This window comes from Streptomyces sp. NPDC006610, assembly GCF_040611575.1.
GTDB lineage: Bacteria > Actinomycetota > Actinomycetes > Streptomycetales > Streptomycetaceae > Streptomyces.
Genome location: NZ_JBEXOP010000058.1, coordinates 6,968 through 32,848, shown reverse-complemented (window position 1 = coordinate 32,848; position 25,881 = coordinate 6,968). Strand labels below are relative to the sequence as shown.

Below are 25,881 nucleotides of genomic sequence, written 5' to 3'. Positions count from 1 at the left end.
TCCTGGCGCCGCAAGGCCCCGGTGGAGTCCCTGATGCCGCTGCGGCTGGCGAGGTACGGCGTCCCCCTGGCGGACACGGCCCCCGCGGGCCTCGCGGCGGCGGGCATCGAGCCGGCCCTGATCCCGCCGCCCCCGAAGCAGGCGGCCGTGGCCCCGGTGGAGCAGCGCCGCGAGCTGACCCAGGAGCCGTACGCCGCGCCGGCCCCCCAGGCCCCGGCCCCGCCGCCGCAGCCGCAGCCGCAGGCACAGCAGGAGCCGGAGCCGGACCCCGAGTTCAACCCGTGGCTCCAGGCCCGCGACCCGCAGTCGGTGGAGTACCACGGCGACTACGACCCGACGTACGACCCGGAGGCGGCGTACGCGCAGTGGTACGAGGAGCAGCAGCAGGCCGAGGAGTACGCCCGGCAGCAGTACGAGGAGCCCCCGCTCCGCGAGCCGTCCCCGGAGGACACCGGCAGCTTCCCGATCCCGGTGAGTCCCGGCCGCACCCGCGAGCTGGGCGGGGGCGGCGGCGCCCCGGCGGCGGAGCCGGACGAGGACGCCTTCTACCAGGTCTTCCGCCAGTCGATAGACGGCAGTTACCCCACGCCCCGCGTCCTGGGCGACAACATCCAGGCGACGTACGGCGTCACCCTGAGCCCGGGCGAGCTGAAGACCCTCACCGACCGCTTCCAGAAGCGCCACTCGGCGGAGCTGGAGGAGGACCACATCGCGTGAGCGCGAACGGAAGGGGGCGCCCGGTGCACACCGGGCGCCCCCTTCCGTCGTGACGACGTGCGGCCGGACCGCCTACTCCCCGAGCAGCGCCCGCACCCTCTCCTGCCCCACCGCGAGCAGCAGCGTGGGCAGACGCGGGCCGGTGTCGCGGCCGACCAGCAGGTGGTAGAGCAGGGCGAAGAAGGAACGCTGGGCCGTCTTGATCTCCGGCGGCAGTTCCTTCGGCGTCGCGTCCGCCGAGAAGCCGGCCTGCACCTTGGGCACGCCGTAGACGAGGTGGGTCAGGCCGTCCAGCGACCAGTGGTCGGCGAGGCCGTCGAGCAGCAGCCGCAGGGAGCCCCGCGCCTGGTCGTCGAGGGACTTCAGCAGCTCGTGGTCGGGCTCCTCGCGCACGATGGTGCGCTGGTCGGCCGGCACGTGCGTGTTGATCCACGCCTCGGCCTTGTCGAACCGGGGCCTGGCCTCGTCCAGCGAGCCGAGCGGCTGGTCGGGGTCGAGTTCGCTGAGGATGCGCAGCGCCTGGTCCTCGTGCCCGGCGGTGATGTCGGCGACGGAGGCGAGCGTGCGGTACGGCAGCGGCCTCGGCGTCCGCGGCAGCTCCCCGGCGGCGGTGCGCACCGCGCGGGAGTGGGCGGCGACGTCGGCCGGGAGGGCCGAGCCGTCGGCGACCTTGGCGTCGAGCTTGTCCCACTCGTCGTACAGCCGCTGGATCTCCTGGTCGAAGGCGATCTTGAACGACTGGTTGGGCTTGCGGCGGGCGTAGAGCCAGCGCAGCAGCTGCGGCTCCATGATCTTCAGCGCGTCGGCCGGGGTGGGCACGCCGCCCCGCGACGACGACATCTTGGCCATGCCGCTGATGCCCACGAACGCGTACATCGGCCCGATCGGCTGCTTGCCGCCGAAGATCCCGACGATCTGCCCGCCGACCTGGAACGACGACCCCGGCGAGGAGTGGTCGACGCCGCTGGGCTCGAAGATCACGCCCTCGTACGCCCACCGCATCGGCCAGTCGACCTTCCAGACCAGCTTGCCGCGGTTGAACTCGTTCAGCCGGACGGTCTCGGAGAAGCCGCAGGCGGTGCAGGCGTACGTCAGCTCCGTGCTGTCGTCGTCGTAGAAGGTGACCGTCGTCAGGTCCTTCTCGCAGTTGCCGCAGTACGGCTTGTACGGGAAGTACCCGGCGGAGCCGGAGCTGCCGTCGTCCTCGGCCGCCGCGCCGGAGCCCTCGGCGGCCTCCAGCTCGGCCTCGTCCACCGGCTTCTGCTGCTGCTTCTTCGCGGCGGCCGGGGACTTCTTGGTGCGGTACTGGTCGAGGATCGCGTCGATGTCGCCGCGGTGCCGCATGGCGTGCAGGATCTGGTCCCGGTACACGCCCGAGGTGTACTGCGCCGTCTGGCTGATGCCGTCGAACTCCACGCCCAGCTCGGCCAGCGACTCGATCATCGCCGCCTTGAAGTGCTCGGCCCAGTTCGGGTGCGACGACCCCTTCGGCGCGGGCACCGAGGTCAGCGGCTTGCCGATGTGCTCGGCCCACGACTCGTCCACGCCCGCGATGCCGGCCGGCACCTTGCGGTAGCGGTCGTAGTCGTCCCAGGAGATCAGGTGCCGCACCTGGTGACCGCGGCGGCGGATCTCGTCGGCGACCAGGTGCGGGGTCATGACCTCGCGCAGGTTGCCCAGGTGGATGGGGCCGGACGGGGAGAGTCCGGACGCGACGACGACCGGTTTGCCCGGGGCCCGACGCTCCGACTCCTCGATGACCTCATCCGCGAAACGGGAGACCCAGTCGGTGGTCTCGGTGCTCTGAGCCACGATCGGCACGTCCTTCTTTCTGAACGGGGTGACATCCCATTCTCACAGACCGGAACGCGCCCCGGAAAACGGCTTTACCCCCCATGGGATACTGGCCGTGTCTATCCATCCCCACGAGGAGAACGGCACCCATTCCTATGGCCTCGGTCACGTCCCTCAGCGACTCCGTCCAGCGGCACCTCGCCGACGCCCTCGCCTCCGCGCTGCCGGAGGCCGACGGCGTCGACCCGCTGCTGCGACGAAGCGACCGGGCCGACTTCCAGGCCAACGGCATCCTGGCGCTCGCCAAGAAGACGAAGGCGAACCCGCGCGAGCTGGCCGCCGAGGTCGTTGCGCGCATCGCGTCCGGCGGTCCGATCAAGGACGTCGAGGTCTCCGGCCCCGGCTTCCTCAACATCACGCTCGCCGACCGCGCGATCACCGAGAACCTCGCCGCCCGCTACGCGGACGACCGCCTCGGCGTCCCGCTCGCCGACCGCCCCGGCACCACCGTGGTCGACTACGCCCAGCCCAACGTGGCCAAGGAGATGCACGTCGGCCACCTGCGGTCCGCGGTGATCGGCGACGCGGTGGTCAGGCTGCTGGAGTTCACCGGCGAGCAGGTCGTCCGCCGCCACCACATCGGCGACTGGGGCACCCAGTTCGGCATGCTCATCCAGTACCTGGACGAGCACCCGCACGAGCTGGACCACAAGGACGCCCAGGTCACCGGCGAGGAGGCGATGTCGAACCTCGACCGCCTCTACAAGGCCGCGCGCAAGCACTTCGACTCCGACGAGGAGTTCAAGACGCGCGCCCGCCGCCGGGTGGTCGACCTCCAGGCCGGGGACCCGCACACCCTCGCCATGTGGCAGAAGTTCGTGGACGAGTCGAAGATCTACTTCTTCTCCGTCTTCGACAAGCTGGACATGGAGATCCGCGACGAGGACATCGTCGGCGAGTCCGGCTACAACGACATGCTCGCCGAGACCTGCCGCCTCCTGGAGGAGAAGGGCGTGGCCGTCCGTTCGGAGGGCGCGCTCTGCGTGTTCTTCGACGACGTCAAGGGCCCCGACGGCAAGCCGGTCCCGCTGATCGTGCAGAAGTCGGACGGCGGCTACGGCTACGCCGCGACCGACCTGTCCGCGATCCGCGACCGCGTCCTGCACCTCAAGGCCGACTCCCTCGTCTACGTGGTCGACGCCCGCCAGTCCCTGCACTTCAAGATGGTCTTCGAGACCGCCCGCCGGGCCGGCTGGCTGAGCGACGAGGTCACGGCCTACCAGCTCGCCTTCGGCACGGTCCTCGGCAAGGACGGCAAGCCGTTCAAGACGCGTGAGGGCGAGACGGTCAAGCTGGTCGACCTGCTGGACGAGGCCGTCGACCGCGCCTCGGCCGTGGTCCGCGAGAAGGCGCAGGACCTCTCCGAGGAGGAGATCGCCGAGCGGGGCGCCCAGGTGGGCATCGGCGCGGTGAAGTACGCGGACCTGTCGACGTCGGCCAACCGCGACTACAAGTTCGACCTGGACCAGATGGTCTCGCTCAACGGCGACACGTCCGTCTACCTCCAGTACGCGTACGCCCGTATCCGCTCGATCCTGCGCAAGGCCGGCGACGTACGGCCCCAGGCCCGCCCGGAGCTGGAACTGCACGCCGCCGAACGGGCACTGGGCCTGCACGCCGACGCCTTCGCGGAGACCGTGGCCGAGGCCGCCCGGGAGTACGCCCCGCACAAGCTGACGGCCTACCTCTACCAACTGGCCTCGCTGTACACGACGTTCTACGACAAGTGCCCGGTGCTCAAGGCCGAGACGCCGGAGCAGGTGGCCAACCGCCTGTTCCTGTGCGACCTCACCGCCCGCACCCTGCACCAGGGCATGGCCCTGCTGGGCATCAGGACCCCCGAGCGTCTCTGACGTCCCCGACGTCCTCCGGGAGCAGGAACTCGCACCACACGGCCTTGCCGAGTTCCCGCTCCCGCACGCCCCACTTGTCGGAGAGGGCGGCCACGAGCAGCAAGCCGCGGCCGCCCTCTTCGCGTTCGCCGTCCCCGCCCGTGATCCGCGGCGTGCCCGGCCCGCTGTCGTGCACCTCCACGCGCAGCACGCGGCCGTCCCGGCACATGAACAAGAGGAACTGACGTCCGGGCGGTACGCCGTGCACCAGCGCGTTCGTGGCCAGCTCGCTCACGCACAGCAACACGTCCTCGGCCAGCTCCGTGCCGGCCATCCCCCAGCCGACGAGCGTCTCGTGCGCGTACTGCCTGGCAGCGGGCACGGAACGGCGGGAACGGTGGAAGAACTTCTCCCGGAGGGGCGGGAGTTGGATTGTCTCGTTCACGGGGCGATCGTCGCGGTACGTCACTGCCGTTGATCAGTGAGTGACCCCGTACGGATATTCTGTACGGCTTCGCCCAGGGTGGCGTACGACGGCCATGGGGAGTTGGACCGGCATGAACTCCAAGAAGCTACCGCGCAAGAAGAACGCCTCCGCCATGCGCATGCTGGGCGGCCAGCTCGGCGCCGCGCGCAGGGCGGCGGGCCTGACCCAACGGGCGCTCGCCGAACGGCTGAAGGTGGACGAGGAGACCATCGCCTCGATCGAGCAGGGCCGCCGCACCCTCAAGCCGGATCTGGCCGAACTGCTGGACCGGGAGCTGGACACGAAGGGGGTGCTGGCGGCGGGGGTGGACAACTTGCCGGAGGTGGATCAGTTTCCGTTGTGGGCGGAGTTGTATGCGGAGCATGCGCGGGAGGCGATCTGCCTGTCCTGGTACGAGCCCTTGGTGGTACCGGGGTTGCTCCAGACGGAGGCGTACGCCCGCGCCGTGTTCCGCAACCGCGTGCCCGCATTCACCGAGGAAGAGGTCGAGAGCAAGACGGCTGACCGCATGAGTCGCCAGGACATCCTGCACCGCAAGAGCCCTCCGACGCTCGGCTTCGTCGTCTGGGAGCCGGTGCTGCACCTCTCGTTCGGCGGGTCGGAGGTGCATCGACAACAGCTCGCGCATCTACGGAAGATGACCGAAATCCCGGCCGTGGCCCTGCAGTTCCTGCCGATCGACAGTCCGTACACGGCCGGGTTGAGCGGTGCGTTCATCATCATCGAAACCGAGGACCACCAGCACCTGGCCTACACCGAATCGCAGCAAGGCAGCCAGTGGGTGTCGGACCCCGACAAAGTGTCCGTCCTGGCACAGAAGTATGCGATGCTGCGGACGCAGGCCCTGAACCTCCAGGATTCCGTGGCCCTCCTCGACCGCCTGCTAGGAGACCGATGAGCACCGAAACCCTTCAGTGGTTCAAGTCGACCTACAGCACCGATGAGGGCGGCGCCTGCCTTGAAGTCGCCTATACGTGGCGGAAGTCGACGTACAGCGCCAGCGAGGGCGGCGAATGCGTGGAAGTCGGCTACCCCTGGCGGAAGTCGACCTACAGCGGAGACAAAGAAGACGCCTGCATCGAAATCGCCGCCTGCCCCCACACCGTCCACATCCGCGACTCCAAGGACCCGAACCCCGAGGCGGCCCCCACCCTCCAGGTGACCCCGGCCGCGTGGACCGCGTTCACGGAGTTCGCCCGCTCGTGATCTACCACGTCATCTCCGGAGGAGACCCGTACGCGCCCGCCTCGCTCGCCGAGGAGGGGTTCGTGCACTGCTCGCCCGACGAGGCGACCACCGTCGCGGTGGTGAACGCCTTCTACCGGGACGCCGGGCGCCCGCTCAGGGTGCTGGTGCTGGACGAGGACCGGCTGACGTCGCGCGTCGAGTGGGAGGCGGCCGACCCCGCGCCGCCTCCGGGAGTCTCCGGCGACGTCTCCTTCCCGCACGTCTACGGGCCGCTGGACCGCCAGGCGGTGGTGCGGGTGCTGGAGGTCGTGTGGGACGGGGAGGGCCGGGCGACCGGGCTGCGGGAGCCGGCCGGGGACTGACCCCGGCGGGCGGCCGTTGTCAGTGGGTGGCCCTACAGTCACGTGCATGGCGACGCTTCCCAACTTCCTGCTGAAGCTGGCCCTGGACCCGAGCGGCCAGGCGCTGGGCCTCGACCTGCCGCCCGGCATGGTGCTGGACGAGACGGACGACGGCCCGCTGGACGAACCGCTGCTGTGGTACGCCGACGTGCGGGCGGAGTCCGGCGGCTGGGCGCTGGTGGAGCCGGCGCGGCGGACGGTGGGGCTGCTGCCGGTGATCGTCGAGGCCGGGGACGGCCACCACGGGCCGGACGACTGGGAGCTGGCGCCCGGCGACATGTCGTATCCCGGCGATCACGACGCGGACGAGGTGCTGGCCGGGCTCTGGGAGGAGTGCGCGGCGGACGGGGAGGAGTGGCCGGGGACGGCGGCGGTCGTCGAGGGCGGGGCGGACCCGGACACGGTGGCGGCCCGGGTCGCGGAGGTGCTGCTGGGCGACGGCGGCCCGCTGAAGGACCCGCGGCTGGCCCTGGTCCCGGCGCGGCGCAGCGCGGACATCCCGGCGGCGATCGGGTGGACGGGCCCGGTCAACCACGAGAGCGACGCGGGTCGGCTGAGCGCGGTGCTGCGCTCCTGGGAGGACCGCTTCGGCATACGGGTCGTGGTGCTCGGCTTCGACCACCTGCTGGTGTCGGTGGCGGCCCCGCCGACGACCCCGGAGGAGGCGGAGGCGGTGGCCGCCGAGCACTTCGCGTTCTGCCCGGACAACGTCTGGCAGGGCGCGCACACCGACCTGCGGGCGTACGCGCGGCACCGGGTGCTGGGCCAGGAGGCCTGGCACTTCTGGTGGGACTGAGCGTCCGGCGGCGGGGCCGGGTCAGCTGCCCGACAGTTTGCGCATACGGCGCTTGAGGGCGGGGCCGAGCCGGACCATCGCGCGCTTCTCGATGCCGCCGACGCGGCGCTCCAGGGCAGCCAGCTGCTTGCGGGTGGCGGCCAGTTCGGCGCGGGCCTCGGCGAGGAGGCGGGCGGTCTCGGCCTCGCGCTGCTCGGCGGCGGCGACCCGGCCGCGCAGCTCCTTGGTCTCCTTGACGCGGGTGTCGATGCGGGAGTTGGCGACGGCGAGGCGTTCGCGCAGGCGGGCGATGCGGTAGCGCATGTGGCCGTCGTCGGAGCCGTCCCAGACCGGCAGGGAGGCGGGCAGGTCGAGGGCGGCGAGGCGGGCGTCGAAGGCGGCGCCGCCGTCGCCGTGGGTGTAGGTGTTCTTCAGGCCGTTGCGGTCGAGGAAGGCGGTCATCCGGTCGAAGCGCTCGCGGTGGCCCTTGAGCATCGCGGTGAAGTCGGCGGCTTCGTACAGCTCGCGCGGGTCGGTCTCGGCGGGGAGGCCTTCCAGGGAGCGGTGCGGGATGTCGAAGTACCGGCACAGTTCGAGGGTGCGCGAGTCGTGGGTGAGGACGACGCCGGGGGTGCCGGCGAGGAGGGCGGCGATGTTGCCGTGGATGCGGGTGCCGTAGGCGAAGTCGTAGGCGCGCAGCTCGTCGATCCAGGTCGCCGGGTCGAGCGGCATGCGGACCTTGTTTTCGCGCATCAGCTCGTGGGTGAGCTGGAGCGGGAAGGGGTCCTCGACGCCGGTCTCGGGGGTGATGTCGCCCCACAGCAGCAGTTCGGCGTCGACCAGGTTCTGCGCGTAGTAGGTCAGGTGCGGGTGGCGCTGCCAGGCGTGGTGGGCGAGGCCGGAGATGTCGCCGACGGGGATGGCGTCGGGGGAGAGGTTGAGGGCGATGCGGGAGTCGGCGGTCAGGTCGGCGGTGCGCGGCGCCGGGAAGGTGTCGCCGTACAGGAACATCGACGGGCAGCCGATGATGTCGACGCGGTCGGCGGGGACGCCGAGGCCGGTCAGATAGCCGTGGGTCAGCTCGCCGCGCACGCCGATGGACGCCGACCGCTCCAGGACGGCGGCCGTGAACCGCTTGACCGACTCCTCCATGGGCTTGAGCCACGCGGTGTCGTAGTCGGCGGGCGCCTGGGCGCCGACGCCGAAGACGACGACCGGGATGGTCAGCTGCTCGATGAGGGTCGAGAGCCGGTCCAGTGAGGCCTGGAAGGACGGGCGGAAGGCGTTCGCGAGCGGGACGACGAAGACGTCGTACTGCTCGTTGATCTCGGCGGCGCGGCGCGCGGACGGGTCGGTGCGGATGCCGTTGGAGACGACCTCGGTGTCCGGCGCCGACAGCATCTTGTGGGCGGAGTCGCTGAAGAGCAGGTTGCCGGTGTTGGTCCCGATCAGGTCCTGCTGGATGAACTCGGTCGGGGTGGCGACCCGGAAAGGACTCTTCCCGGACCGGATCAGAATGCGCTTCACGGCGCGACGCTCCCTGCCTCGGCTGCGGACCGTCCTCGGCCGCATGTGCGAAGCAAACCCTACAGAACCGTAAATGTTGAGTGAAGGCAGCGCTGCGGGAGGCTGGACGGCAGGAGCGGACGCGGGTGCGGAGTCACCGCACCGCCGCCGCGAGACCCGCGCCGAGCCGCCGCAGCCCTTCGCGGATCTCGGCGGGCGTCTGCGTGACGAAGCACAGCCGCAGCGTGGAACGGTCCGGCGCGTCGGCGTAGAAGGGCGCGCCGGGGACGTAGGCCACGTCGTGGGCGACGACCCGCGGGAGCAGCGCGGCGGTGTCGTACGCCTCCGGGAGCCGGACCCAGAGGAACATGCCGCCCTCCGGCCGGTTCCAGACCGCGCCGGCGGGCAGGGCGTCGGGCAGCCCGGCGAGCATCGCGTCGCGGCGCTCGCGGTAGACGCCGGCGACCCTCGCCACGTGGGCGTCGAGGTCGCGGTCGGCGAGGTAGCGGGCGGCGGCGAGCTGGTTGACGGTCGGGGTGTGCAGGTCGGCGGCCTGCTTGGCGACCGCGCAGGCCCGGCGCAGCCCTTCCGGCGCGCGCAGCCAGCCCAGCCGCAGGCCGGGCGCCATGACCTTGGAGAACGAGCCGAGCAGCACGACCCGGTCGGCGGCCTCGGCGTGCGCGGCGATCCACGGCACGCGCTCCCCCTCGAAGCGCAGCTCGCCGTACGGGTCGTCCTCGACGATCCACAGCCCGTGCCGTGCGGCGACGGCGGCGACCTCGGCGCGGCGGGCGGCGGGCATGGTGCGGCCGGTCGGGTTCTGGAAGGTGGGGACGGTGTAGAGCAGCTTGGGCCGCTCGCTGACGACCAGCTCCGCGAGCGCCTGCGGGTCGACGCCGTCCGCGTCCCCGGGCACGGCGACGATCCGCGCGCCCGCGAGGCCGAACGCCTGGAGCGCGGCCAGGTAGCAGGGGCTTTCGACCAGGACGGTGTCGCCGGGTTCGACGAGGGCGGCGGCGAGCAGGGAGAGGGCCTGCTGGGAGCCGGTGGTGACGAGGAGGTCGTCGGGGCCGGTGGCGAGGCCGCGGGCGGTGGTCCGGGCGGCGAGGGCGGTCCGGAGCGCGGGCTCGCCCTCGGTGAGGGCGTACTGGAGGGCGCGGGCGGGCTGCTCGGCGAGGACGGCGCGGTAGGCGTCCGCGATGCCCTCGGCGTCGAACAGCTCGGGCGCGGGCAGCCCGCCCGCGAAGTTGATCACCTCGGGGCGGGCGGTGACGGCCAGGATGTCCCGCACGGGCGACCCCCCGACGGCGAGCGTGCGCGCGGCGAGGGCCGGGACGGGGGCGGCTGCTGACGTGGGCGCGGAGGTGACTGCGGGATCCGTGATGGTCATGGACGGCACCCTAGGGAATTGGATGCCGTCTACAAGCAGGTTTCCGGGATCCGGACTCCGTGGCCGGCCGACTCCGTTGCCGGCTCGGCTAGTTCAGCTCCCCTTCCTTGATCCACCGGTCGCCGCCGAGGGGGAAGGAGTACGACGGTCGGCCGTTGTTGCCGCTCGTGCGGAAGGGCCTGCCCTCGTCGTCCACGACCACCGTCCCGTGCCGCTTTCCGCTGGTCCACCCCAGCTCCAGGACCCACCGCACGTCGTAGGCCGACGCGTCGGCGGTGATGTGGAAGACCTCCGGCTCCGACTCGCTCACCTTGAACGGCAGATCCCGCTGCCCCTCCCCCGCCACGACGACGGGCCGGGCGGCGTCCAGGGCGACGGTGAACGGCCGGATGGGCACGTCGCCGCCGCAGCCGACGCCCATGGCGTAGTCGGTCCAGGGCAGCGGGGCGCCCCGGCCGACGACCCGCACGTCCAGGCTGTTGAGGACCACGGTCTCGTCGCCGGTTCCCTGCACGGTCAGCGTCACGTACTGCTCCCCCGACGGCACGGCCCCGGCGTCGGCCACCCAGGTCGGGGCGTCCTGCTCGGTGGGCGGCGGGTCGACGGCGGTGGGGGGCTCGTCGATCAGGTAGTGCTGGGAGCAGGGGCTCTCCCAGGCGTGGGCGTTGGCGGTGACGGTGAGGGGGACGGCCTCGGATACGCCGCCGCCGGGCGGGGCGGGGGCGTCACCGGCGCCGGGGGTGGGGGACGGGGCGGGGGCGGTCGGAGCGGTGGGGGCGGTGGACTTGGCGCTCCTGGTCGGGGTGGGGGAGGGCGAGGGCGTCGGGCTCCCGGAGGAGGCGGCGGCCACGGGTCCTCGCCGGGCGGTGTCCCCGGCGCGGTCGTCGCCGTCGCCTCCGGAGGGCAGGCCGATGGCGAGGGCGACGGCGCCGAGGAGGGCGGCGACGGTGACGGCGGCGACGAGGGCGGTGCGGTGACGGCGGGGGGCGGCCGCCTCGGCCACCCCTTCGGCCTCGGCCGCGGCCGCCCTCTCGGGTTCCCCCTCGGTCTCCCCCTCCGCTTCCCCCTCGTCCCCCTCCGCCTCCGTCACGGCCTGAGCGGCACCCGCGCCCTCGCCCCCCTCAGCACCTCTCTGCTCGGCACCCCTCTGCTCGGCACCCCTCTGTTCGGCACCCTTCTGCGCGGCGGCCCCCTTCTTCCCCCGCCCGGCGTCCGCGAGCACCCACCGCCGATGCAGCTCGACGAGTTCCTCCGGCGAGGCCCTGCACAGCCGGGCGAGCCGCTCGACGGGCGCGTAGTCCGTCGGCACGGCGTCCCCGTTGCAGTACCGGTGCAGGGTCGACGTACTCATGTGCAGCCGCTTGGCGAGCACCCCGTAGCTCAGCCCCGAGCGGTCCTTCAACTCCCTCAGCCGCGCGGCGAACTCCTTGGCCGCAGTGCCGTCGGACACCGTTTCCTCGCCCCCGTCGTTCCGTTCCGGCGTTCCAGGGAATGGTCGTTTCCCCAGGTCGGACCCGTTCCGCGCGTTCCAGCGTCCCTGATCGCCGGGCAGGCCTGGCGGCTGGGACGAGACGCGGCACAAGCTCTGGTCATCCAAGCACGCCGCTCCCGCCGAACGGTCGAGCGGCCCGCTCAACCCACCTTGTTCGAAAGGGTTTCAGCCATGCGCAGCTTCCGCCGCACCCGCCTCCTCGCCACTACGGGCGTCGCCCTCGCCGCCCTCGCCCTGACCGCCTGCGAGGACGGCACCGGCACCAGGGACGAGGGCGCCTCGCGCCCGGCGACGACCGCTCCGGAAGCGAAGGAGCCGACCGCGTCCCAGCAGCCGACCGCGACCGGCCGGCCGTCGGAGCCGACCGCGCCGACCGGGAACCCCGAGGAGCCGGGGAACCCCCAGGGGACGGAGAAGCCCCAGAGCCCGCAGCCGTCCCGGACCACCGGCGGAAAGCCGGCCGCCACCTCCACCACCTGCAACGGCACGAACACGAGGGTGACGGCCCAGCCGGTGCCCCGCCCCCTGAACCACATGCTGCTCACGGTCACGAACACGGGCACGGAGCCCTGCAACCTGCCGTACTACCCGGTGCTCCGATTCGACGAGATGCAGTGGGTGCCGCAGGCGATGCCGGGCACGAAGCCGCAGGCGGTGCCGACGCTGGCGCCCGGCGAGTCGGGCTACGCGGGCGTCCGGCTGGCCGCTGCGGACGGCAGCGGCTCGGGCGGGGCGACCGGCCGCCGGCTGACCGTCGGCTTCCAGGGCGGCACGCCGAACAGCGACGGCGGCCCGGCGGCGACCCCCGCCCTGCCGGCGAAGGGCGTGTACTACGACAGTTCGCTGGCGGTGACGTACTGGCAGTCCTCGATGGAGGACGCCCTGAACTGACCGGCCTCGCCCGTCGGTTACCGCAGCTGCCGGGCCACTTCGGTGGCCCAGTAGGTGAGGATGTTCTGCGCGCCGGCCCGCTTGATGCCGGTCAGCGTCTCCAGGATGGCCCGGTCCCGGTCGATCCAGCCCTTCTCGGCGGCGGCCTCGACCATCGCGTACTCGCCGGAGATCTGGTAGGCGACGACCGGCACGTCCACGGTGTCCGCGACGCGGGCGAGGACGTCGAGGTAGGGGCCGGCCGGCTTGACCATCACCATGTCGGCGCCCTCCTCCAGGTCGAGGGCGAGTTCGCGCAGGGACTCGCGGGCGTTCGCCGGGTCCTGCTGGTAGGTCTTCCGGTCGCCCTTGAGCGAGGAGCCGACGGCCTCGCGGAAGGGGCCGTAGAAGGCGGAGGAGTACTTGGCGGTGTAGGCGAGGATCGCCACGTCCTCCCGCCCGATCTGGTCGAGCGCGTCGCGGATGACGCCGATCTGCCCGTCCATCATCCCGCTCGGCCCCACGACATGGGCGCCGGCGTCGGCCTGGACCTGCGCCATCTCGGCGTACCGCTCCAGGGTGGCGTCGTTGTCGACCCGCCCCTCGGCGTCCAGGACGCCGCAGTGGCCGTGGTCGGTGAACTCGTCGAGGCACAGGTCGGACATGACGATCAGCTCGTCGCCGACCTCGGCCCGCACGTCGCGCAGGGCGACCTGGAGAATCCCGTCCGGATCGGTCCCGGCGGTCCCGAGCGCGTCCTTCTTCTCCTCCTCGGGCACCCCGAAGAGCATGATCCCGGAAACCCCGGCCTCGACGGCGTCGACGGCGGCCTTCCGCAGACTGTCCCGGGTGTGCTGCACGACACCGGGCATGGCCTGCACCGGCACCGGCTCGTCGACGCCCTCGCGCACGAACGCGGGCAGGATCAGATCGGCGGGGTGCAACCGGGTCTCGGCGACCATGCGCCGCAGAGCGGGAGTGGCCCGCAGCCGACGGGGACGCGTACCGGGAAAGGAACCGTACTTCGTCATACCCCCAAGTTACGCCCGCCCCAGGGGTGCCTTTGCCGACGCGGAGTCGGGGCGGACGGCATCGGGCGGCCGACGCCGACCGACACCGGCCCGCCGGTTCCCTGCCGGTCGACGTCGGCCGCCCGCCCCGCTGTCGGTCCCCCCGTATACCGTGCCCGCGTGAACGAGACGACCGGCGACGACCGCCGCCTCCCGCCCGCCCTCGCCGACGTGGCCCGCACGACGTTCCCCTACGGCGACGACGGGGGCATCGACTTCGAGCCCTACGACGTCTTCTGGTCCGCCGAGGAGACCACCGACTGGCTGCGTCACTGGACCGGGAACCACACCCTCGACGGCGGCGCCTACCGCGTCTTCGGGCAGGACGGCACCGGCGGTGTGGCCGCCCTCTGGTGCGCGCGCCCCGGCCGGCCGCCGGCCGAGCAGCCCGTGGTGTTCATGGGCTCGGAGGGCGAGTCCGGCGTGGTGGCCGGGAACCTGTCCGACTTCCTGTGGGTCCTGGCCGACGGCGTCGGCCCCCTGGAGTCCGTGCTGTACGACGACCACTCCCCCTGGACGCACCCCGCCCTCGCCGAGCTGACCGCACTCGCCGAACGCCACGCCACCACCCCGCGCCGCCCGGCCGCCGAGATCATCGCCGGTGCCCGTGCGGAGTTCCCGGCCTTCGTGGAGGACCTCGACGCCCTCTGCCGCTGACCGGCCCGGCGTGCGGCGGCCATGCCCGGATCCGTCGCCGCCCGGCACGCGGCACCCGCGCCGGACCGCACCGTCCACCCGCCCCACATGCGACACCCGCCCCCCGGGTCCATCCTGAAAGGTAACGAGCGCACGGCAGGACCCCGACGGCCGCTCTCCCGCCACACCCGCACCCCACGAGCGCGACGGCCGACCGCAGCCGCCGCCGTCCCTCCGCAGCGGACGCCATCCATCATGCGGAGGTCGCGATGACCGCGACGCACCCCACCCCCGACCTGTTCGCCCTGTCCGAGATCCGCGGCCCCGTGCTGCGCCCCGGCGACCCCGGCTACGCGGAAGAGGTGGCCGGCTTCAACGTGGCCGCCCTGCACACGCCCGACCTGGTCGTGGGCGCGACCGGCGCGGACGACGTCGTGGCCGCGATGCGCTGGGCCGCCGCCACCGGCACCCCCGTCGCCGTCCAGTCGACCGGCCACGGCGCCAACTTCCCCATCGACAGCGGGCTGCTGATCAGCACGGCCCGCATGACCGACGTCACGGTCGACCCGGCCGCCCGCACCGCGACCGTCTCCGCCGGCGCCAAGTGGCGGCACGTCCTGGACGCGGCGGCCCCGCACGGCCTGGCCGCCCTGTCCGGCACCTCCACGGACGCGGGCGCGGTCGGCTACACCGTCGGCGGCGGCCTGCCGGTCCTCGGCCGGGCCTACGGCTACGCGACCGACCTCACCCGCTCCTTCCGGGTCGTCACCCCGGACGGCGCCCTGCGCGCCACGGACGCCGACACCGAACCCGAACTGTTCTGGGCCCTGCGCGGCGGCAAGGGCAACGTCGGCGTGGTCACCGACATGACCTGCGACCTCTTCCCCCTCACCCGCGTCCTCGGCGGCGCCGTCCACACGCCCGGCGAGAACGCCGAGGCCCTGATGACCGCCTGGCTCGACTGGACCCGGCGGATCCCGGACGAGATGTGCAGCGCGTTCGCCGTGCTGCGCCTGCCCCCCATCCCGCAGATACCCGAACCGCTGCGCGGCGGCTTCTGGGCCCGCGTCGCCCTCGCCTGGACCGGCGACCCCACCGAGGGCGAGAGCCTGCTCACACCGATCCGCGCCGCGGCCCCGGTCGCCGTCGACACGGTCGAGGTCATGGACTACACCGCCCTGGACCGCATCTACATGGAGCCCCAGGACCCCCTACCGGCCCGTGAGTCCTGCGCCCTGCTGGCCGACCTGCCGCCCGAGGCGGTCCGGGCGTTCCTGCACGAGGTCGGCCCCGAGAACCCCGACTGCCCTCTCGTCGTGGCCGAGATCCGCCACATGGGCGGCGCCCTGTCCCGCCCGCCCCGCGTGGAGGACGCGATCTGCGCCCGCGACTCCGCCTACTTCCTGGAGACGGTCGCCATCGTCCCCTCCCCGCCGGAGGCCGAGGCGGTCGAACGCGCCACACGGTCCCTGCACGAGGCGATGGCCCCCTACGGCACCGGCCACACCATGGTCAACATCCACGGCGCGCCGGGCGACGAAACGGACCGCGCCCGAGCCTGGACCCCGGCCCACTACGCACGCCTGCGCCACGCCAAGTCGGCGTACGACCCGGCCGACCTCCTCCGCTTCGGCCATGTGGTGACACCGGCCTGATCGGCCGGCCGCCGACCCGCGACGACAAGATCGGCGGGGCACCCCCCGAAGGGAACGCCCCGCCGATCCGCTCACGCCTCGGCGCCTCTCACGTCGTAGACCGCCGCCTCCGCGCCCCCGGACGCCGCTCGCTGGGCCGCGTCACCGGGTCGCCGGCCTCCAGCGCGGCGGCCCTGCGCTTCATGCCGAAGTCCGCCAGGGCCTCCGCCAGCTTGTGCACCGACGGTTCCGGGGCCATGACGTCGACGCGCAGCCCGTGCTCCTCGGCCGTCTTCGCCGTGGCCGGGCCGATACAGGCGATCACCGTCACGTTGTGCGGCTTCCCGGCGATGCCGACGAGGTTGCGCACCGTGGACGACGACGTGAACAGCACCGCGTCGAAGCCGCCGCCCTTGATCGCCTCCCGGGTCTCGGCGGGCGGCGGCGAGGCGCGCACCGTGCGGTAGGCGGTGACGTCGTCGACCTCCCAGCCCAGCTCGATCAGGCCGGCGACCAGGGTCTCCGTGGCGATGTCGGCGCGGGGCAGGAAGACGCGGTCGATCGGGTCGAACACCGGGTCGTAGGGGGGCCAGTCCTCCAGGAGGCCCGCCGCGGACTGTTCGCCGCTCGGGACGAGGTCCGGCTTCACGCCGAAGGCGATCAGCGCCTTGGCGGTCTGCTCGCCCACCGCGGCGACCTTGATGCCCGCGAAGGCGCGCGCGTCCAGGCCGTACTCCTCGAACTTCTCGCGGACGGCCTTGACGGCGTTGACCGAGGTGAAGGCGATCCACTCGTAGCGTCCGGTCACCAGGCCCTTGACCGCGCGCTCCATCTGCTGGGGCGTGCGCGGCGGCTCGACGGCGATCGTCGGCACCTCGTGCGGTACGGCCCCGTAGGACCGCAGTTGGTCGGAGAGCGACGCCGCCTGCTCCTTCGTACGCGGGACGAGGACCTTCCAGCCGAACAGCGGCTTGGACTCGAACCACGACAGCTGGTCGCGCCGGGCGGCTGCGGAACGCTCGCCGACCACGGCTATCACCGGCCGGGCGCCCTCGGGGGAGGGCAGCACCTTCGCCTGCTTCAGGGTCTGCGCGATCGTGCCGAGGGTGGCCGTCCACGTCCGCTGGCGGGTCGTCGTACCAGCGACCGTGACCGTCAGCGGGGTGTCCGGCTTGCGGCCCGCGGACACCAGTTCGCCGGCCGCGGCGGACACCGCGTCCAGGGTGGTGGAGACGACCACCGTCCCGTCGGACGCGCCCACCTCCGTCCAGCACCGGTCCGACGCCGTGCGCGCGTCCACGAAGCGGACGTCCGCGCCGTGCGCGTCCCGCAGCGGCACACCGGCGTACGCGGGCACGCCGACCGCGGCGGCCACGCCCGGCACCACCTCGAACGGCACCCCGGCGGCGGCGCAGGCGAGCATCTCCTCGGCGGCGTACGTGTCGAGGCCCGGGTCCCCGGACACCGCACGCACGACCCGCCTGCCGCCCCGCGCGGCCTCCATGACAAGATGTGAGGCATCCCGCACTGCGGGGACACCAACGGCTGTTGACTTGCCGTCAACGACCGTGAGCTGCGGCGTGCCCGTGCCCGGAACCGGGTCCGACGACGGACCGGGCTCCGCGTGCACGACGGACACGCCCGGCCTGGCGTGGGCGCGTACGACGTCGAGCACCTCGTGCTCGGCGACGAGGACGTCCGCGTGCGCCAGCGCCTCGACGGCGCGCAGGGTCAGCAGTCCCGGATCCCCGGGTCCGGCACCGAGGAAGGTGACGTGCCCGTGTTCCGGACCGGCGGCGGGAAGAGTGGTGGGGCTCACTGTGCTCGCTCCCCCATCAGACCGGCCGCGCCCTGGGCGAGCATCTCGGCGGCGAGTTCGCGGCCGAGCGCCTCGGCGCCCTGGTGCGTCTCGGGCACGGGACCGGTGGTGGACAGCTGCACCGTCCGGGAGCCGTCGGTCGTGCCGACGACGCCCCGCAGGCGCATTTCCTTGACAATCTGCCCGTCGGCCAGAAGGTCGGCCAACGCGCCCACGGGGGCGCTGCAACCGGCCTCCAGGGCGGCGAGCAGGGACCGCTCGGCGGTCACGGCGGCCCGGGTGAGGGGGTCGTCGAGCTCGGCGAGCGCGGCGATCAGGTCCGCGTCGTGCGCGGCGCACTCGATCGCCAGTGCCCCCTGGCCGGGGGCGGGCAGAACGGTGTCGACCGACAGGAAGTCGGTCACTTCCTCGCTCCGGCCTATGCGGTTCATCCCGGCGGCGGCCAGCACCACGGCGTCCAGCTCGCCGCTGTGGACGAACCCGATCCGGGTGTCGACGTTGCCGCGGATCGGCACCGTCTCGATGTCCAGGCCGTGGGCGCGGGCGTACGCGTTCAGCTGCGCCATGCGGCGCGGCGAGCCGGTGCCTATGCGGGCCCCGCGCGGCAGGTCGGTGAACTTGCGGGCGTCGCGCGCCACGAGGACGTCGCGCGGGTCCTCCCGCTCGGGCACCGCCGCCAGGACCAGGTCCGCCGGCTGTGCGGTGGGCAGGTCCTTCAGGGAGTGCACCGCGAAGTCGACCTCGCCCCGCAGCAGCGCGTCGCGCAGTGCGGTCACGAAGACGCCGGTGCCGCCGATCTGCGCGAGGTTCTCGCGCGACACGTCGCCGTACGTGGTGATCTCGACCAGCTCGACGGGCCGTCCGGTCACCTGGCTCACGGCGTCCGCCACCTGCCCCGACTGGGCCATGGCGAGCTTGCTCCGCCGTGTCCCGAGCCTCAGTGCCTTGTCGCTCATGACAGCCCTCGGTTCTTGCCGTTCTTCTCGGATTCGTTCCCGGCCCGGGAGACGGCGGCGACCGTCTCCGGGTCCAGGTCGAACAAGGTGCGCAGCGCGTCCGCGTACCCGGCGCCGCCGGGCTCGGCCGCGAGCTGCTTGACCCGTACGGTCGGCGCGTGCAGCAGCTTGTCGACGACGCGGTGCACGGCCTGCCGGATCTCGCCGCGCTGCTTGTCGTCGAGGCCGGGCAGCCGCCCGTCGAGCCGGGCGATCTCGCCCGCGACGACGTCGGCGGCCATGGCACGCAGGGCGACCACGGTGGGCGTGATGTGCGCGGCCCGCAGCGCCGCGCCGAAGGCCGCGACCTCGTCGGAGACGATACGCCGGACCTGGTCGACGTCGGCCGCCATCGGCGCGTCGGCGGAGGCCTCGGCCAGCGACTCGATGTCCACCAGCCGCACGCCGGGCAGCCGGTGCACGGCCGCGTCGATGTCGCGCGGCATGGCGAGGTCGAGCAGGAACAGGACGGGCTCGGGGCGCGGCGCCTCGGCGACCGGCTCGGGCCTGCGGCGCTCGGGGATCCGGCCGGCGCTGGCGGCGGTCGCGGCCAGCGCGGTGATCAGTTCGGCCTCGGCCTCGGGCCCGCGCCGGGCGGCCTCGCGCCGGTCGACGGCGCCGCCCGCGGCCCAGGCGGCGTGCTGCTCCAGCGTCGCGGCGTCCATCCCGGCGACGGCGGCCTCGCCCAGCACGGAAAAGCCGGGCTGCACGGCGGACAGGTCCAGGGGGCAGCCCTCGTCGGTGCCGACGCTCGTGGGCGGCAGCGGCGTGGGCGCCAGCTCGGCGAGGTCCGCGCGGGCGGCCGTACGCGCGTCCCCGTCCGCCTCGGCGGCCGGTTCCGCGACGGCCGCGGCGTGGCCCGTGCGTCCCTCCAGGGCGGCGGCGATCGCGTCGGCGGCCAGGACGAGGCCGGTGGCGCCGGTGCAGGAGACGGCGATGTCGGCACGTGTCAGCTCGGCCCGCACCGACTCCATCGGTACCGCCCGGGCCACCACGTCCGTGTCGTCGCCCTCGGTGAGTATCTGCGCGAGCCGCTCGGCACGGTCGAAGGTGCGGTTGGCGACGACGATCTCGGCGACCCCGGTCCGCGCGAGCGTCGCAGCGGCCAGCGAGGACATCGAGCCCGCTCCGATGACCAGCGCCTTCTTGCCCGCGGCCCACGTCTCGACGGAGCCGCCGGAGGCCAGCTGCTCCAGGCCGAAGGTGACCAGCGACTGCCCGGCCCGGTCGATGCCGGTCTCGGAGTGGGCGCGCTTGCCGACCCGCAGCGCCTGCTGGAACAGGTCGTTCAGCAGCCGGCCCGCGGTGTGCAGGTCCTGCGCCCGGGCGAGGGAGTCCTTGATCTGGCCGAGGATCTGGCCCTCGCCGACCACCATCGAGTCCAGCCCGCACGCCACCGAGAACAGGTGGTGCACGGCCCGGTCCTCGTAGTGCACGTACAGGTAGGGCGTCAGCTCGTCCAGCCCGACCCCGCTGTGCTGGGCGAGCAGCGTGGACAGCTCGGCGACGCCCGCGTGGAACTTGTCGACGTCGGCGTACAGCTCGATGCGGTTGCAGGTGGCCAGCACCGCGGCCTCGGCGGCCGGCTCGGCGGCGACCGTGTCCTGGAGCAGCTTCATCTGGGCGTCCGCGGTCAGCGCCGCCCGCTCCAGGACGCTGACGGGGGCGCTGCGGTGGCTCAGCCCGACGACGAGGAGACTCATGCCGGCATCACGGCGGGCACGTCCCCGTCGGGTCCCTGGTCGGCGGAGTTCTCGCGCGGGGCGGCGACCGGAGCCGCGCTCTCGGCGAGGGCCTCCTCGCCGGCCTTGCGCTGCTCGTGGAAGGCGAGGATCTGCAGCTCGATGGAGAGGTCGACCTTGCGCACGTCGACGCCGTCCGGCACGGTCAGCACGGTCGGCGCGAAGTTGAGGATGGAGGTCACCCCGGCGGCGACGAGCCGGTCGCAGACCTGCTGGGCGGCGCCCGCGGGGGTCGCGATCACGCCGATCGACACGCCGTTGTCCTGGATGATCCGCTCCAGGTCGTCGGTGTGCTGCACGGGGATGCCGGCGACGGGCTTGCCCGCCATGGCCGGGTCGGCGTCTATCAGCGCGGCGACCCGGAAGCCCCGGGAGGCGAAGCCGCCGTAGTTGGCGAGCGCGGCGCCCAGGTTTCCGATGCCGACGATGACAACCGGCCAGTCCTGGGTGAGGCCGAGTTCACGGGAGATCTGGTAGACGAGATACTCGACGTCGTACCCCACGCCACGCGTGCCGTAGGAGCCCAGGTACGAGAAGTCCTTGCGCAGCTTCGCCGAGTTCACCCCGGCCGCGGCCGCCAGCTCCTCGGAGGAGACGGTCGGCACCGAGCGCTCCGAGAGCGCGGTCAGGGCGCGGAGGTACAGCGGAAGGCGGGCGACGGTGGCCTCGGGAATCCCTCGGCTACGGGTCGCCGGTCGGTGAGTTCGGCCAGTTGCCACGGTGCTCCTGCGGGTAGAGCGGGGCTGCGGGCGGTCATACGTCCCCGGACCGCCCCGTCGACAGCAGGCTATGTCTTTGTGAACGCGTGCACAAAGATGGTGTCCGATTTGTCCGCCCAACGTGACCGGGGTCACGCGCCCCCGGCGCGCGTTCGCGGAACCGGCGCGCGACCCACACCGTTCCTTGCCTCTTGGGGGCAAAACCGCACACTCCCTCAACGATCACCGCCCCCGAGACCCTGTCGCCATCGATCCTAAGTGACTTTCCGGACGACTTGGACTGGCCGGTCAGTGATCGTTTCCGATCGCCCGCGGCCGCTCACGGTCCGCTCCCGGGCGAGCGCGCGCCGCAGCCACCCGCGCCCACCGCGCCCCCGGGCCGCAGCCCGCCCGCGCCCGTCCCGAGCGCGCACCGCGCCCCGCCCTGCCCCACGCGGTCCCGCCCTGCCCCACGCGGTCCCACGCGGTCCCACGCGGTCCCACGCGGTCCTACGCGAGCGCCCGTCGCAGCCGCTCCTCGTTCACCCGCCAGAAGGTGTGCTGCTCGCCGTCCACCAGCACCACCGGGATCTGCTCCCAGTACGCGTCGTACAGCGCCTGATCCTGCGTGATGTCCTTCTGCTCCCACGGCACGCCCAGCTCGCCGCACACCCTGTCGATCACCGCCTGCGCGTCGTCGCACAGATGGCAGCCGGGCTTGCGGATGAGCGTGACGAGCCGGTGCTGAGCTGCGGCCTTGTCCTGAGCGGCGCTCCGGCGCCGGAAAACGGGACTCATACCGGCCATTGTCGCGCCGCCGGGGCCGCGCGCTTAACGGCCCGGTCGAGGAGAGTTCACGGGCCGCCGACCTCTCGACTCCGGAAGCACCGGCCGGAATGGCTATGCTCACGCCATGGCCGCTCTCGGATGGCTCACTCCCCGTAGGCGCTCCGCCACGGCGCGGAGCGTGTTGGCAGGCGAGGCCTCGGCCGAGGCCGCACGCAAGACCGCACCCGAGCCGGAATTCCCGGTGCACGGCGACGAGCACGCCGCCGCCTTCTTCGACCTGGACAACACCGTCATGCAGGGCGCGTCCCTGTTCCACTTCGGGCGGGGCCTGTACAAGCGGAAGTTCTTCGAGACCCGCGACCTGGCCCGCTTCGCCTGGCAGCAGGCGTGGTTCCGGCTGGCGGGCGTCGAGGACCCCGAGCACATGCAGGACGCGCGCAACTCCGCGCTGTCCATCGTCCAGGGCCACCGGGTCGCCGAGCTCCAGACCATCGGCGAGGAGATCTACGACGAGTACATGGCCGAGCGCATCTGGCCGGGCACCCGCGCGCTCGCGCAGGCCCACCTCGACGCCGGTCAGCGGGTGTGGCTCGTCACGGCGGCCCCGGTGGAGATCGCCCAGGTCATCGCCCGCCGGCTCGGACTGACGGGCGCGCTCGGCACGGTCGCCGAGTCCGTCGACGGCGTCTACACCGGCAAGCTGGTCGGCGAGCCCCTGCACGGCCCCGCCAAGGCCGAGGCGGTGCGCGCGCTGGCCCTCGCGGAGGGCCTGGACCTCACCCGCTGCGCCGCCTACAGCGACTCGCACAACGACATCCCGATGCTGTCGCTGGTCGGCCACCCCTACGCGATCAACCCCGACGCGAAACTGCGCAGACACGCCCGGGAACAGGACTGGCGGCTGCGCGACTACCGCACCGGCCGCAAGGCGGCGAAGGTCGGCATTCCGGCGGCGGCCGGGGTCGGCGCGGTCGCGGGCGGCACGGCGGCGGCGATCGCCCTGCACCGGCGACGCCGCTAGCCCGCCGGGAGCCGCGCGAACTCGTCGCGTAGCAGCTCAACTCGAAGCTTTTCGTTCAGGATCCGATCACAGACCGCCACGCGACCGGGCGTCAAACGGCAACGGAAGCGACGCAACCGGCGATTTGAGCAACTGGGCGTAGCAGCGCCTGCACGAAGCGTTATTCTCCTCAGACGCACACGGGTACCTGTCCGTCGCTACGACGGGTGAATGGTCCCGCACAGCAAGTGATGGAAGCTCTGCCTCTGGGAGTCCCGTGTACCCACACGTCGGGGTTGACGCCTCGGGCCTGGCTACGCTCCGCGCAACAGTCCTCGACATGTTGCGCGGCCTCGTCCCCAATGCGTCCGCCGTCCCCGCATTCACCACCGCCGCGCCGGTCGGCCCGTGCTACGCGCTGGCCGACGGCATCGAGCAGGTGCCGGCGGCCGGCGTCGTCGACGGCCGCCGGCCGGGCGACGGGCGGGCGGCCGGAAGACGAGGCCGCACGGCCGTCGCGGCCACCGCGCGCCGTCCGGCCGCCGACAGCGACAGCGCCCGGATGATGGACCTCGTGGAGCGCGCCCAGGCCGGCGAGGCCGACGCCTTCGGCCGCCTCTACGACCAGTACAGCGACACCGTCTATCGGTACATCTACTACCGAGTCGGAGGAAAGGCGACCGCCGAGGACCTCACCAGCGAGACCTTCCTGCGCGCCCTGCGCCGCATCGGCACGTTCACCTGGCAGGGCCGCGACTTCGGCGCCTGGCTGGTCACGATCGCCCGCAACCTGGTCGCCGACCACTTCAAGTCGAGCCGCTTCCGGCTCGAGGTCACCACCGGCGAAATGCTCGACGCCAACGAGGTCGAGCGCTCCCCCGAGGACTCCGTCCTGGAGTCCCTCTCCAACGCCGCCCTGCTGGACGCCGTACGGCGGCTCAACCCACAGCAGCAGGAGTGCGTGACGCTCCGCTTCCTCCAGGGCCTGTCCGTCGCCGAGACCGCCCGCGTCATGGGCAAGAACGAGGGCGCCATCAAGACACTGCAGTACCGCGCTGTCCGCACCCTCGCGCGGCTGCTCCCCGACAACGCGCGCTGACCGGCGCGCACGCTCCGCAGTATTCAACTCACCATCAGTGAAAGTCCGTTGACTCCACCGCCCGGCCCGCCGTCTTCCGTAACCCAAGTGCCGCCGCGCTCGTTGTGCGGGATGCAGGCTCCCTGTGGTCACTCCCTGGCCGACTCCCATCGCTCGAACGTGTGGTCTCGGCTCGGGGCGTGCAACCCTCAGGACCCCCTGGGGAGTCGACCGTCATGACGAGAGGAGGTGCCGCCAGTGATCGCGAACGTATCGGCGCACCGGCGGGCGAACGCCTTCGCCCAGGCCCTGGAGGAGCAGTCCGAACGGGGTACGGCGGCCGAGCAGTCCGAGGACACGGCCGCGGCCGCGGCGGGGCGGACCGATCAGGGCCGTCTGCTGGCCGTGGCCGCAGGCCTCGCCGAGTTGCCGAGGCCCCAGCTGGACCCCGAGGTCAAGGCCGTCCAGCGGGCGCAGCTGGTGGCGAGCTTCGAGGCCATGCTGCAGGAGGGCGGTGAGGCGGGCGGCCGTGCGCTGCCCGGACAGCGGTCCCGTGGCGAGGGCGGCCACCGGGCGGCCCCGTTGGGCAGGTTCCGCCCGCGCTCCCGCCTGGCCAAGGGCCTCACCGCGGGCGGCATCGGCGTGACCGTCGCCGCCGGCGCCTTCGGCGGAGTGGCCGCCGCCAGCTCCGACGCCCTGCCCGGCGACTCGCTCTACGGCCTCAAGCGCGGCATCGAGGACTTCAAGCTCGGCCTCGCCGACGGGGACGACGAGCGCGGCGAGGTGTACCTCGACCATGCCTCCACCCGGCTGAACGAGGCGCGCCGGCTGATGGAGCGCGACCGCGGCGGCCACCTCGACCACGAGTCCGTCGGCGAGATCCGCCGCGCCCTGTCCGGCGTGAAGCACGACGCCTCCGAGGGCCACCGGCTGCTCACCGCCGCCTACGAGCGCGACCCCGAGTCGCTGGAGCCCATCAAGGCCCTCGACGCCTTCTCCCGCTCCCATCGCGACACCTGGGGCGCCCTGCGCGAGCGCCTCCCGGTCCAGCTCGGGGACGTCAGCGAACAGGTGTCGTCGGTCTTCGACGCCATAGACGAAGAGGTGGCCCCGCTGCAGTCCCTGCTCCCGAAACCCACCGCCACGGGCACCGAGCGCAGGACCGACGGGCGGCGCGGCACGGACGACGGCCGGGCACCCGGCGCCCCTAAGCCCGGCGGGTCGACGACGCCCAGCGCCGGCGGCTCCGGCACCCCGGACGGCGGCCGCCCCGGCGCCCCGAGCCGCTCGGCGGACTCCGGCAAGGAGAACGACGGCCTCCTCGGCGGCAGCGCCGGCGACCTCCTCGACCCCTCGCAGGAGCCCGGCGCCCCCACCCCGCCCCCGACCAAACCGCCCGCTCCCGAGCCCGACGTCACGCTCCCGCCCCTCCTCCCCGGCCTCCTGCCGGGCCTGGGCATCGAGGCGGAGGACGCGGACGACTAGCAGCCCGTACGAGAGCGGGGCGTCCCTTCACCGAAGGGACGCCCCGCTCTCGTGGTTCTCGTCAGAAGAACACCGACCTCCGCCGCACCAGCAACTTGACCCCTCCTGCCCGCCGCCCTCGCACCGCTGCGCAGGCTTCGGACCGCTGCGCCGGACTCCGTCCGCCGGCTCCGAGCACCCCCGCACACAACAGCCGGGCACCCCCGTCACCGCACCCCGCACGTCACGGGCCCCGTCAGAAGAACACCGACCTCCGCTGCACCAGCAACTTGGCCCCCCCTGCCCGCCGCCCTCGCACCGCTGCGCAGGCTTCGGACCGCTGCGCCGTACTCCGTCCGCCGGCTCCGAGCACCCCCGCACACAACAGCCGGGCACCCCCGTCACCGCACCCCGCACGTCACGGGCCCCGTCAGAAGAACACCG

At 73.0% G+C, this 25,881-nt stretch carries 22 protein-coding genes and 1 pseudogene; 12 read left to right on the top strand and 11 right to left on the bottom strand.

What is annotated here, in order from left to right:
• A pseudogene (locus tag ABZY13_RS31400) lies at window positions 1-717 on the top strand (hypothetical protein); the annotation flags it as partial.
• 72 nt (window positions 718-789) lie between these two features.
• Here ABZY13_RS31400 and lysS read toward each other — a convergent pair.
• Complete coding sequence (gene lysS / locus ABZY13_RS31395; RefSeq protein WP_356636802.1) at window positions 790-2,538, bottom strand: lysine--tRNA ligase; 1,749 nt, start codon at window positions 2,536-2,538, stop codon at window positions 790-792.
• A 128-nt stretch (window positions 2,539-2,666) separates the two neighbouring features.
• On the opposite strand from lysS, the gene argS reads away from it, so the two are divergent.
• On the top strand, window positions 2,667-4,424 hold the full coding sequence (gene argS / locus ABZY13_RS31390) for an arginine--tRNA ligase (protein WP_356636800.1): 1,758 nt from the start codon (window positions 2,667-2,669) through the stop codon (window positions 4,422-4,424).
• On the opposite strand, the gene ABZY13_RS31385 is transcribed toward argS, so the two are convergent.
• A complete protein-coding gene (locus ABZY13_RS31385; RefSeq protein ID WP_356636798.1) occupies window positions 4,402-4,848 on the bottom strand; it encodes an ATP-binding protein in 447 nt (148 codons plus the stop codon). The genes argS and ABZY13_RS31385 overlap by 23 nt on opposite strands.
• A 112-nt stretch (window positions 4,849-4,960) precedes the next feature.
• Between ABZY13_RS31385 and ABZY13_RS31380 the strand changes: the two genes are divergently transcribed.
• Genes ABZY13_RS31380 through ABZY13_RS31365 form a run of 4 tightly spaced genes read left to right on the top strand, consistent with a single transcriptional unit; the run spans window position 4,961 to window position 7,275 of the window.
• A complete protein-coding gene (locus tag ABZY13_RS31380) occupies window positions 4,961-5,788 on the top strand; it encodes a helix-turn-helix transcriptional regulator (RefSeq protein ID WP_356636796.1) in 828 nt (275 codons plus the stop codon).
• Window positions 5,785-6,096 (top strand): DUF397 domain-containing protein, encoded by a 312-nt coding sequence (locus ABZY13_RS31375; RefSeq protein WP_356636794.1) that lies wholly within the window; start codon window positions 5,785-5,787, stop codon window positions 6,094-6,096. Before ABZY13_RS31380 ends, ABZY13_RS31375 begins: the two co-directional genes overlap by 4 nt.
• Entirely contained in the window at window positions 6,093-6,440 is a 348-nt protein-coding gene (locus ABZY13_RS31370) for a DUF952 domain-containing protein (protein ID WP_356636792.1), read from the top strand. The genes ABZY13_RS31375 and ABZY13_RS31370 overlap by 4 nt, the downstream gene beginning before the upstream one ends.
• Window positions 6,441-6,486: 46 nt before the next feature.
• Window positions 6,487-7,275 carry a DUF4253 domain-containing protein gene (locus ABZY13_RS31365; RefSeq protein ID WP_356636790.1) on the top strand — a complete coding sequence of 263 codons (789 nt, stop codon included), beginning with the start codon at window positions 6,487-6,489 and terminating at the stop codon, window positions 7,273-7,275.
• Window positions 7,276-7,296: 21 nt separating this feature from the next.
• Here the strand turns inward: ABZY13_RS31365 and ABZY13_RS31360 are convergent, their stop codons facing one another.
• The 3 genes from ABZY13_RS31360 to ABZY13_RS31350 all read right to left on the bottom strand — a co-directional run bounded on the left by ABZY13_RS31360 (window position 7,297) and on the right by ABZY13_RS31350 (window position 11,600).
• The gene (locus tag ABZY13_RS31360; protein ID WP_356636788.1) at window positions 7,297-8,781 is read right to left on the bottom strand and encodes a polysaccharide pyruvyl transferase family protein; all 1,485 of its coding nucleotides are present in this window, start codon (window positions 8,779-8,781) and stop codon (window positions 7,297-7,299) included.
• Window positions 8,782-8,914: 133 nt separating this feature from the next.
• Window positions 8,915-10,150: a PLP-dependent aminotransferase family protein gene (locus tag ABZY13_RS31355; RefSeq protein WP_356636786.1), complete on the bottom strand. Its 1,236-nt coding sequence runs from the start codon at window positions 10,148-10,150 to the stop codon at window positions 8,915-8,917.
• Between the two features lie 88 nt (window positions 10,151-10,238).
• On the bottom strand, window positions 10,239-11,600 hold the full coding sequence (locus ABZY13_RS31350) for a helix-turn-helix transcriptional regulator (protein WP_356636784.1): 1,362 nt from the start codon (window positions 11,598-11,600) through the stop codon (window positions 10,239-10,241).
• Between the two features lie 213 nt (window positions 11,601-11,813).
• Between ABZY13_RS31350 and ABZY13_RS31345 the strand changes: the two genes are divergently transcribed.
• Window positions 11,814-12,533: a DUF4232 domain-containing protein gene (locus ABZY13_RS31345; protein WP_356636782.1), complete on the top strand. Its 720-nt coding sequence runs from the start codon at window positions 11,814-11,816 to the stop codon at window positions 12,531-12,533.
• Window positions 12,534-12,550: 17 nt separating this feature from the next.
• Here ABZY13_RS31345 and hemB read toward each other — a convergent pair whose 3' ends face one another.
• Window positions 12,551-13,543, bottom strand: coding sequence for a porphobilinogen synthase (gene hemB, locus ABZY13_RS31340; protein ID WP_356636780.1), 993 nt, complete (start codon window positions 13,541-13,543; stop codon window positions 12,551-12,553).
• A 159-nt stretch (window positions 13,544-13,702) separates the two neighbouring features.
• On the opposite strand from hemB, the gene ABZY13_RS31335 reads away from it, so the two are divergent.
• Together ABZY13_RS31335 and ABZY13_RS31330 are read left to right on the top strand one after the other, a co-directional pair.
• Window positions 13,703-14,239, top strand: coding sequence for an SMI1/KNR4 family protein (locus ABZY13_RS31335; RefSeq protein WP_356636777.1), 537 nt, complete (start codon window positions 13,703-13,705; stop codon window positions 14,237-14,239).
• A gap of 248 nt (window positions 14,240-14,487) precedes the next feature.
• On the top strand, window positions 14,488-15,873 hold the full coding sequence (locus ABZY13_RS31330; RefSeq protein WP_356636775.1) for an FAD-binding oxidoreductase: 1,386 nt from the start codon (window positions 14,488-14,490) through the stop codon (window positions 15,871-15,873).
• Between the two features lie 88 nt (window positions 15,874-15,961).
• Here the strand turns inward: ABZY13_RS31330 and ABZY13_RS31325 are convergent, their stop codons facing one another.
• The 5 genes from ABZY13_RS31325 to ABZY13_RS31305 all read right to left on the bottom strand — a co-directional run bounded on the left by ABZY13_RS31325 (window position 15,962) and on the right by ABZY13_RS31305 (window position 21,913).
• Entirely contained in the window at window positions 15,962-17,671 is a 1,710-nt protein-coding gene (locus tag ABZY13_RS31325; RefSeq protein WP_356636773.1) for a bifunctional uroporphyrinogen-III C-methyltransferase/uroporphyrinogen-III synthase, read from the bottom strand.
• Window positions 17,668-18,627 (bottom strand): hydroxymethylbilane synthase, encoded by a 960-nt coding sequence (hemC, locus tag ABZY13_RS31320; protein ID WP_356636771.1) that lies wholly within the window; start codon window positions 18,625-18,627, stop codon window positions 17,668-17,670. The genes ABZY13_RS31325 and hemC overlap by 4 nt, the downstream gene beginning before the upstream one ends.
• Window positions 18,624-20,369: a glutamyl-tRNA reductase gene (locus ABZY13_RS31315; protein WP_356636769.1), complete on the bottom strand. Its 1,746-nt coding sequence runs from the start codon at window positions 20,367-20,369 to the stop codon at window positions 18,624-18,626. The genes hemC and ABZY13_RS31315 overlap by 4 nt, the downstream gene beginning before the upstream one ends.
• Window positions 20,366-21,127 (bottom strand): redox-sensing transcriptional repressor Rex, encoded by a 762-nt coding sequence (locus tag ABZY13_RS31310; RefSeq protein WP_356636767.1) that lies wholly within the window; start codon window positions 21,125-21,127, stop codon window positions 20,366-20,368. Before ABZY13_RS31310 ends, ABZY13_RS31315 begins: the two co-directional genes overlap by 4 nt.
• Window positions 21,128-21,616: 489 nt before the next feature.
• On the bottom strand, window positions 21,617-21,913 hold the full coding sequence (locus tag ABZY13_RS31305; protein ID WP_356636765.1) for a glutaredoxin family protein: 297 nt from the start codon (window positions 21,911-21,913) through the stop codon (window positions 21,617-21,619).
• A 106-nt stretch (window positions 21,914-22,019) separates the two neighbouring features.
• On the opposite strand from ABZY13_RS31305, the gene ABZY13_RS31300 reads away from it, so the two are divergent.
• From ABZY13_RS31300 to ABZY13_RS31290, 3 genes are all read left to right on the top strand, one after another.
• Window positions 22,020-22,916, top strand: coding sequence for an HAD-IB family hydrolase (locus ABZY13_RS31300; protein WP_356636762.1), 897 nt, complete (start codon window positions 22,020-22,022; stop codon window positions 22,914-22,916).
• Window positions 22,917-23,172: 256 nt separating this feature from the next.
• Window positions 23,173-23,994 carry an ECF subfamily RNA polymerase sigma factor, BldN family gene (locus ABZY13_RS31295; RefSeq protein ID WP_356636760.1) on the top strand — a complete coding sequence of 274 codons (822 nt, stop codon included), beginning with the start codon at window positions 23,173-23,175 and terminating at the stop codon, window positions 23,992-23,994.
• Between the two features lie 237 nt (window positions 23,995-24,231).
• On the top strand, window positions 24,232-25,458 hold the full coding sequence (locus ABZY13_RS31290; RefSeq protein WP_356636758.1) for a DUF5667 domain-containing protein: 1,227 nt from the start codon (window positions 24,232-24,234) through the stop codon (window positions 25,456-25,458).
• Window positions 25,459-25,881 lie beyond the last annotated feature (423 nt).

Excerpts from the sequence above, each read along its gene's own strand:
- argS (WP_356636800.1), top strand. The coding sequence starts at position 2,667 with ATGGCCTCGGTCACGTCCCTCAGCGACTCCGTCCAGCGGCACCTCGCC.
- ABZY13_RS31380 (WP_356636796.1), top strand. The coding sequence starts at position 4,961 with ATGAACTCCAAGAAGCTACCGCGCAAGAAGAACGCCTCCGCCATGCGC.
- ABZY13_RS31375 (WP_356636794.1), top strand. The coding sequence starts at position 5,785 with ATGAGCACCGAAACCCTTCAGTGGTTCAAGTCGACCTACAGCACCGAT.
- ABZY13_RS31365 (WP_356636790.1), top strand. The coding sequence starts at position 6,487 with ATGGCGACGCTTCCCAACTTCCTGCTGAAGCTGGCCCTGGACCCGAGC.
- ABZY13_RS31355 (WP_356636786.1), bottom strand. The coding sequence starts at position 10,150 with ATGACCATCACGGATCCCGCAGTCACCTCCGCGCCCACGTCAGCAGCC.
- ABZY13_RS31345 (WP_356636782.1), top strand. The coding sequence starts at position 11,814 with ATGCGCAGCTTCCGCCGCACCCGCCTCCTCGCCACTACGGGCGTCGCC.
- hemB (WP_356636780.1), bottom strand. The coding sequence starts at position 13,543 with ATGACGAAGTACGGTTCCTTTCCCGGTACGCGTCCCCGTCGGCTGCGG.
- ABZY13_RS31330 (WP_356636775.1), top strand. The coding sequence starts at position 14,488 with ATGACCGCGACGCACCCCACCCCCGACCTGTTCGCCCTGTCCGAGATC.
- hemC (WP_356636771.1), bottom strand. The coding sequence starts at position 18,627 with ATGAGCGACAAGGCACTGAGGCTCGGGACACGGCGGAGCAAGCTCGCC.
- ABZY13_RS31315 (WP_356636769.1), bottom strand. The coding sequence starts at position 20,369 with ATGAGTCTCCTCGTCGTCGGGCTGAGCCACCGCAGCGCCCCCGTCAGC.
- ABZY13_RS31305 (WP_356636765.1), bottom strand. The coding sequence starts at position 21,913 with ATGGCCGGTATGAGTCCCGTTTTCCGGCGCCGGAGCGCCGCTCAGGAC.
- ABZY13_RS31300 (WP_356636762.1), top strand. The coding sequence starts at position 22,020 with ATGGCCGCTCTCGGATGGCTCACTCCCCGTAGGCGCTCCGCCACGGCG.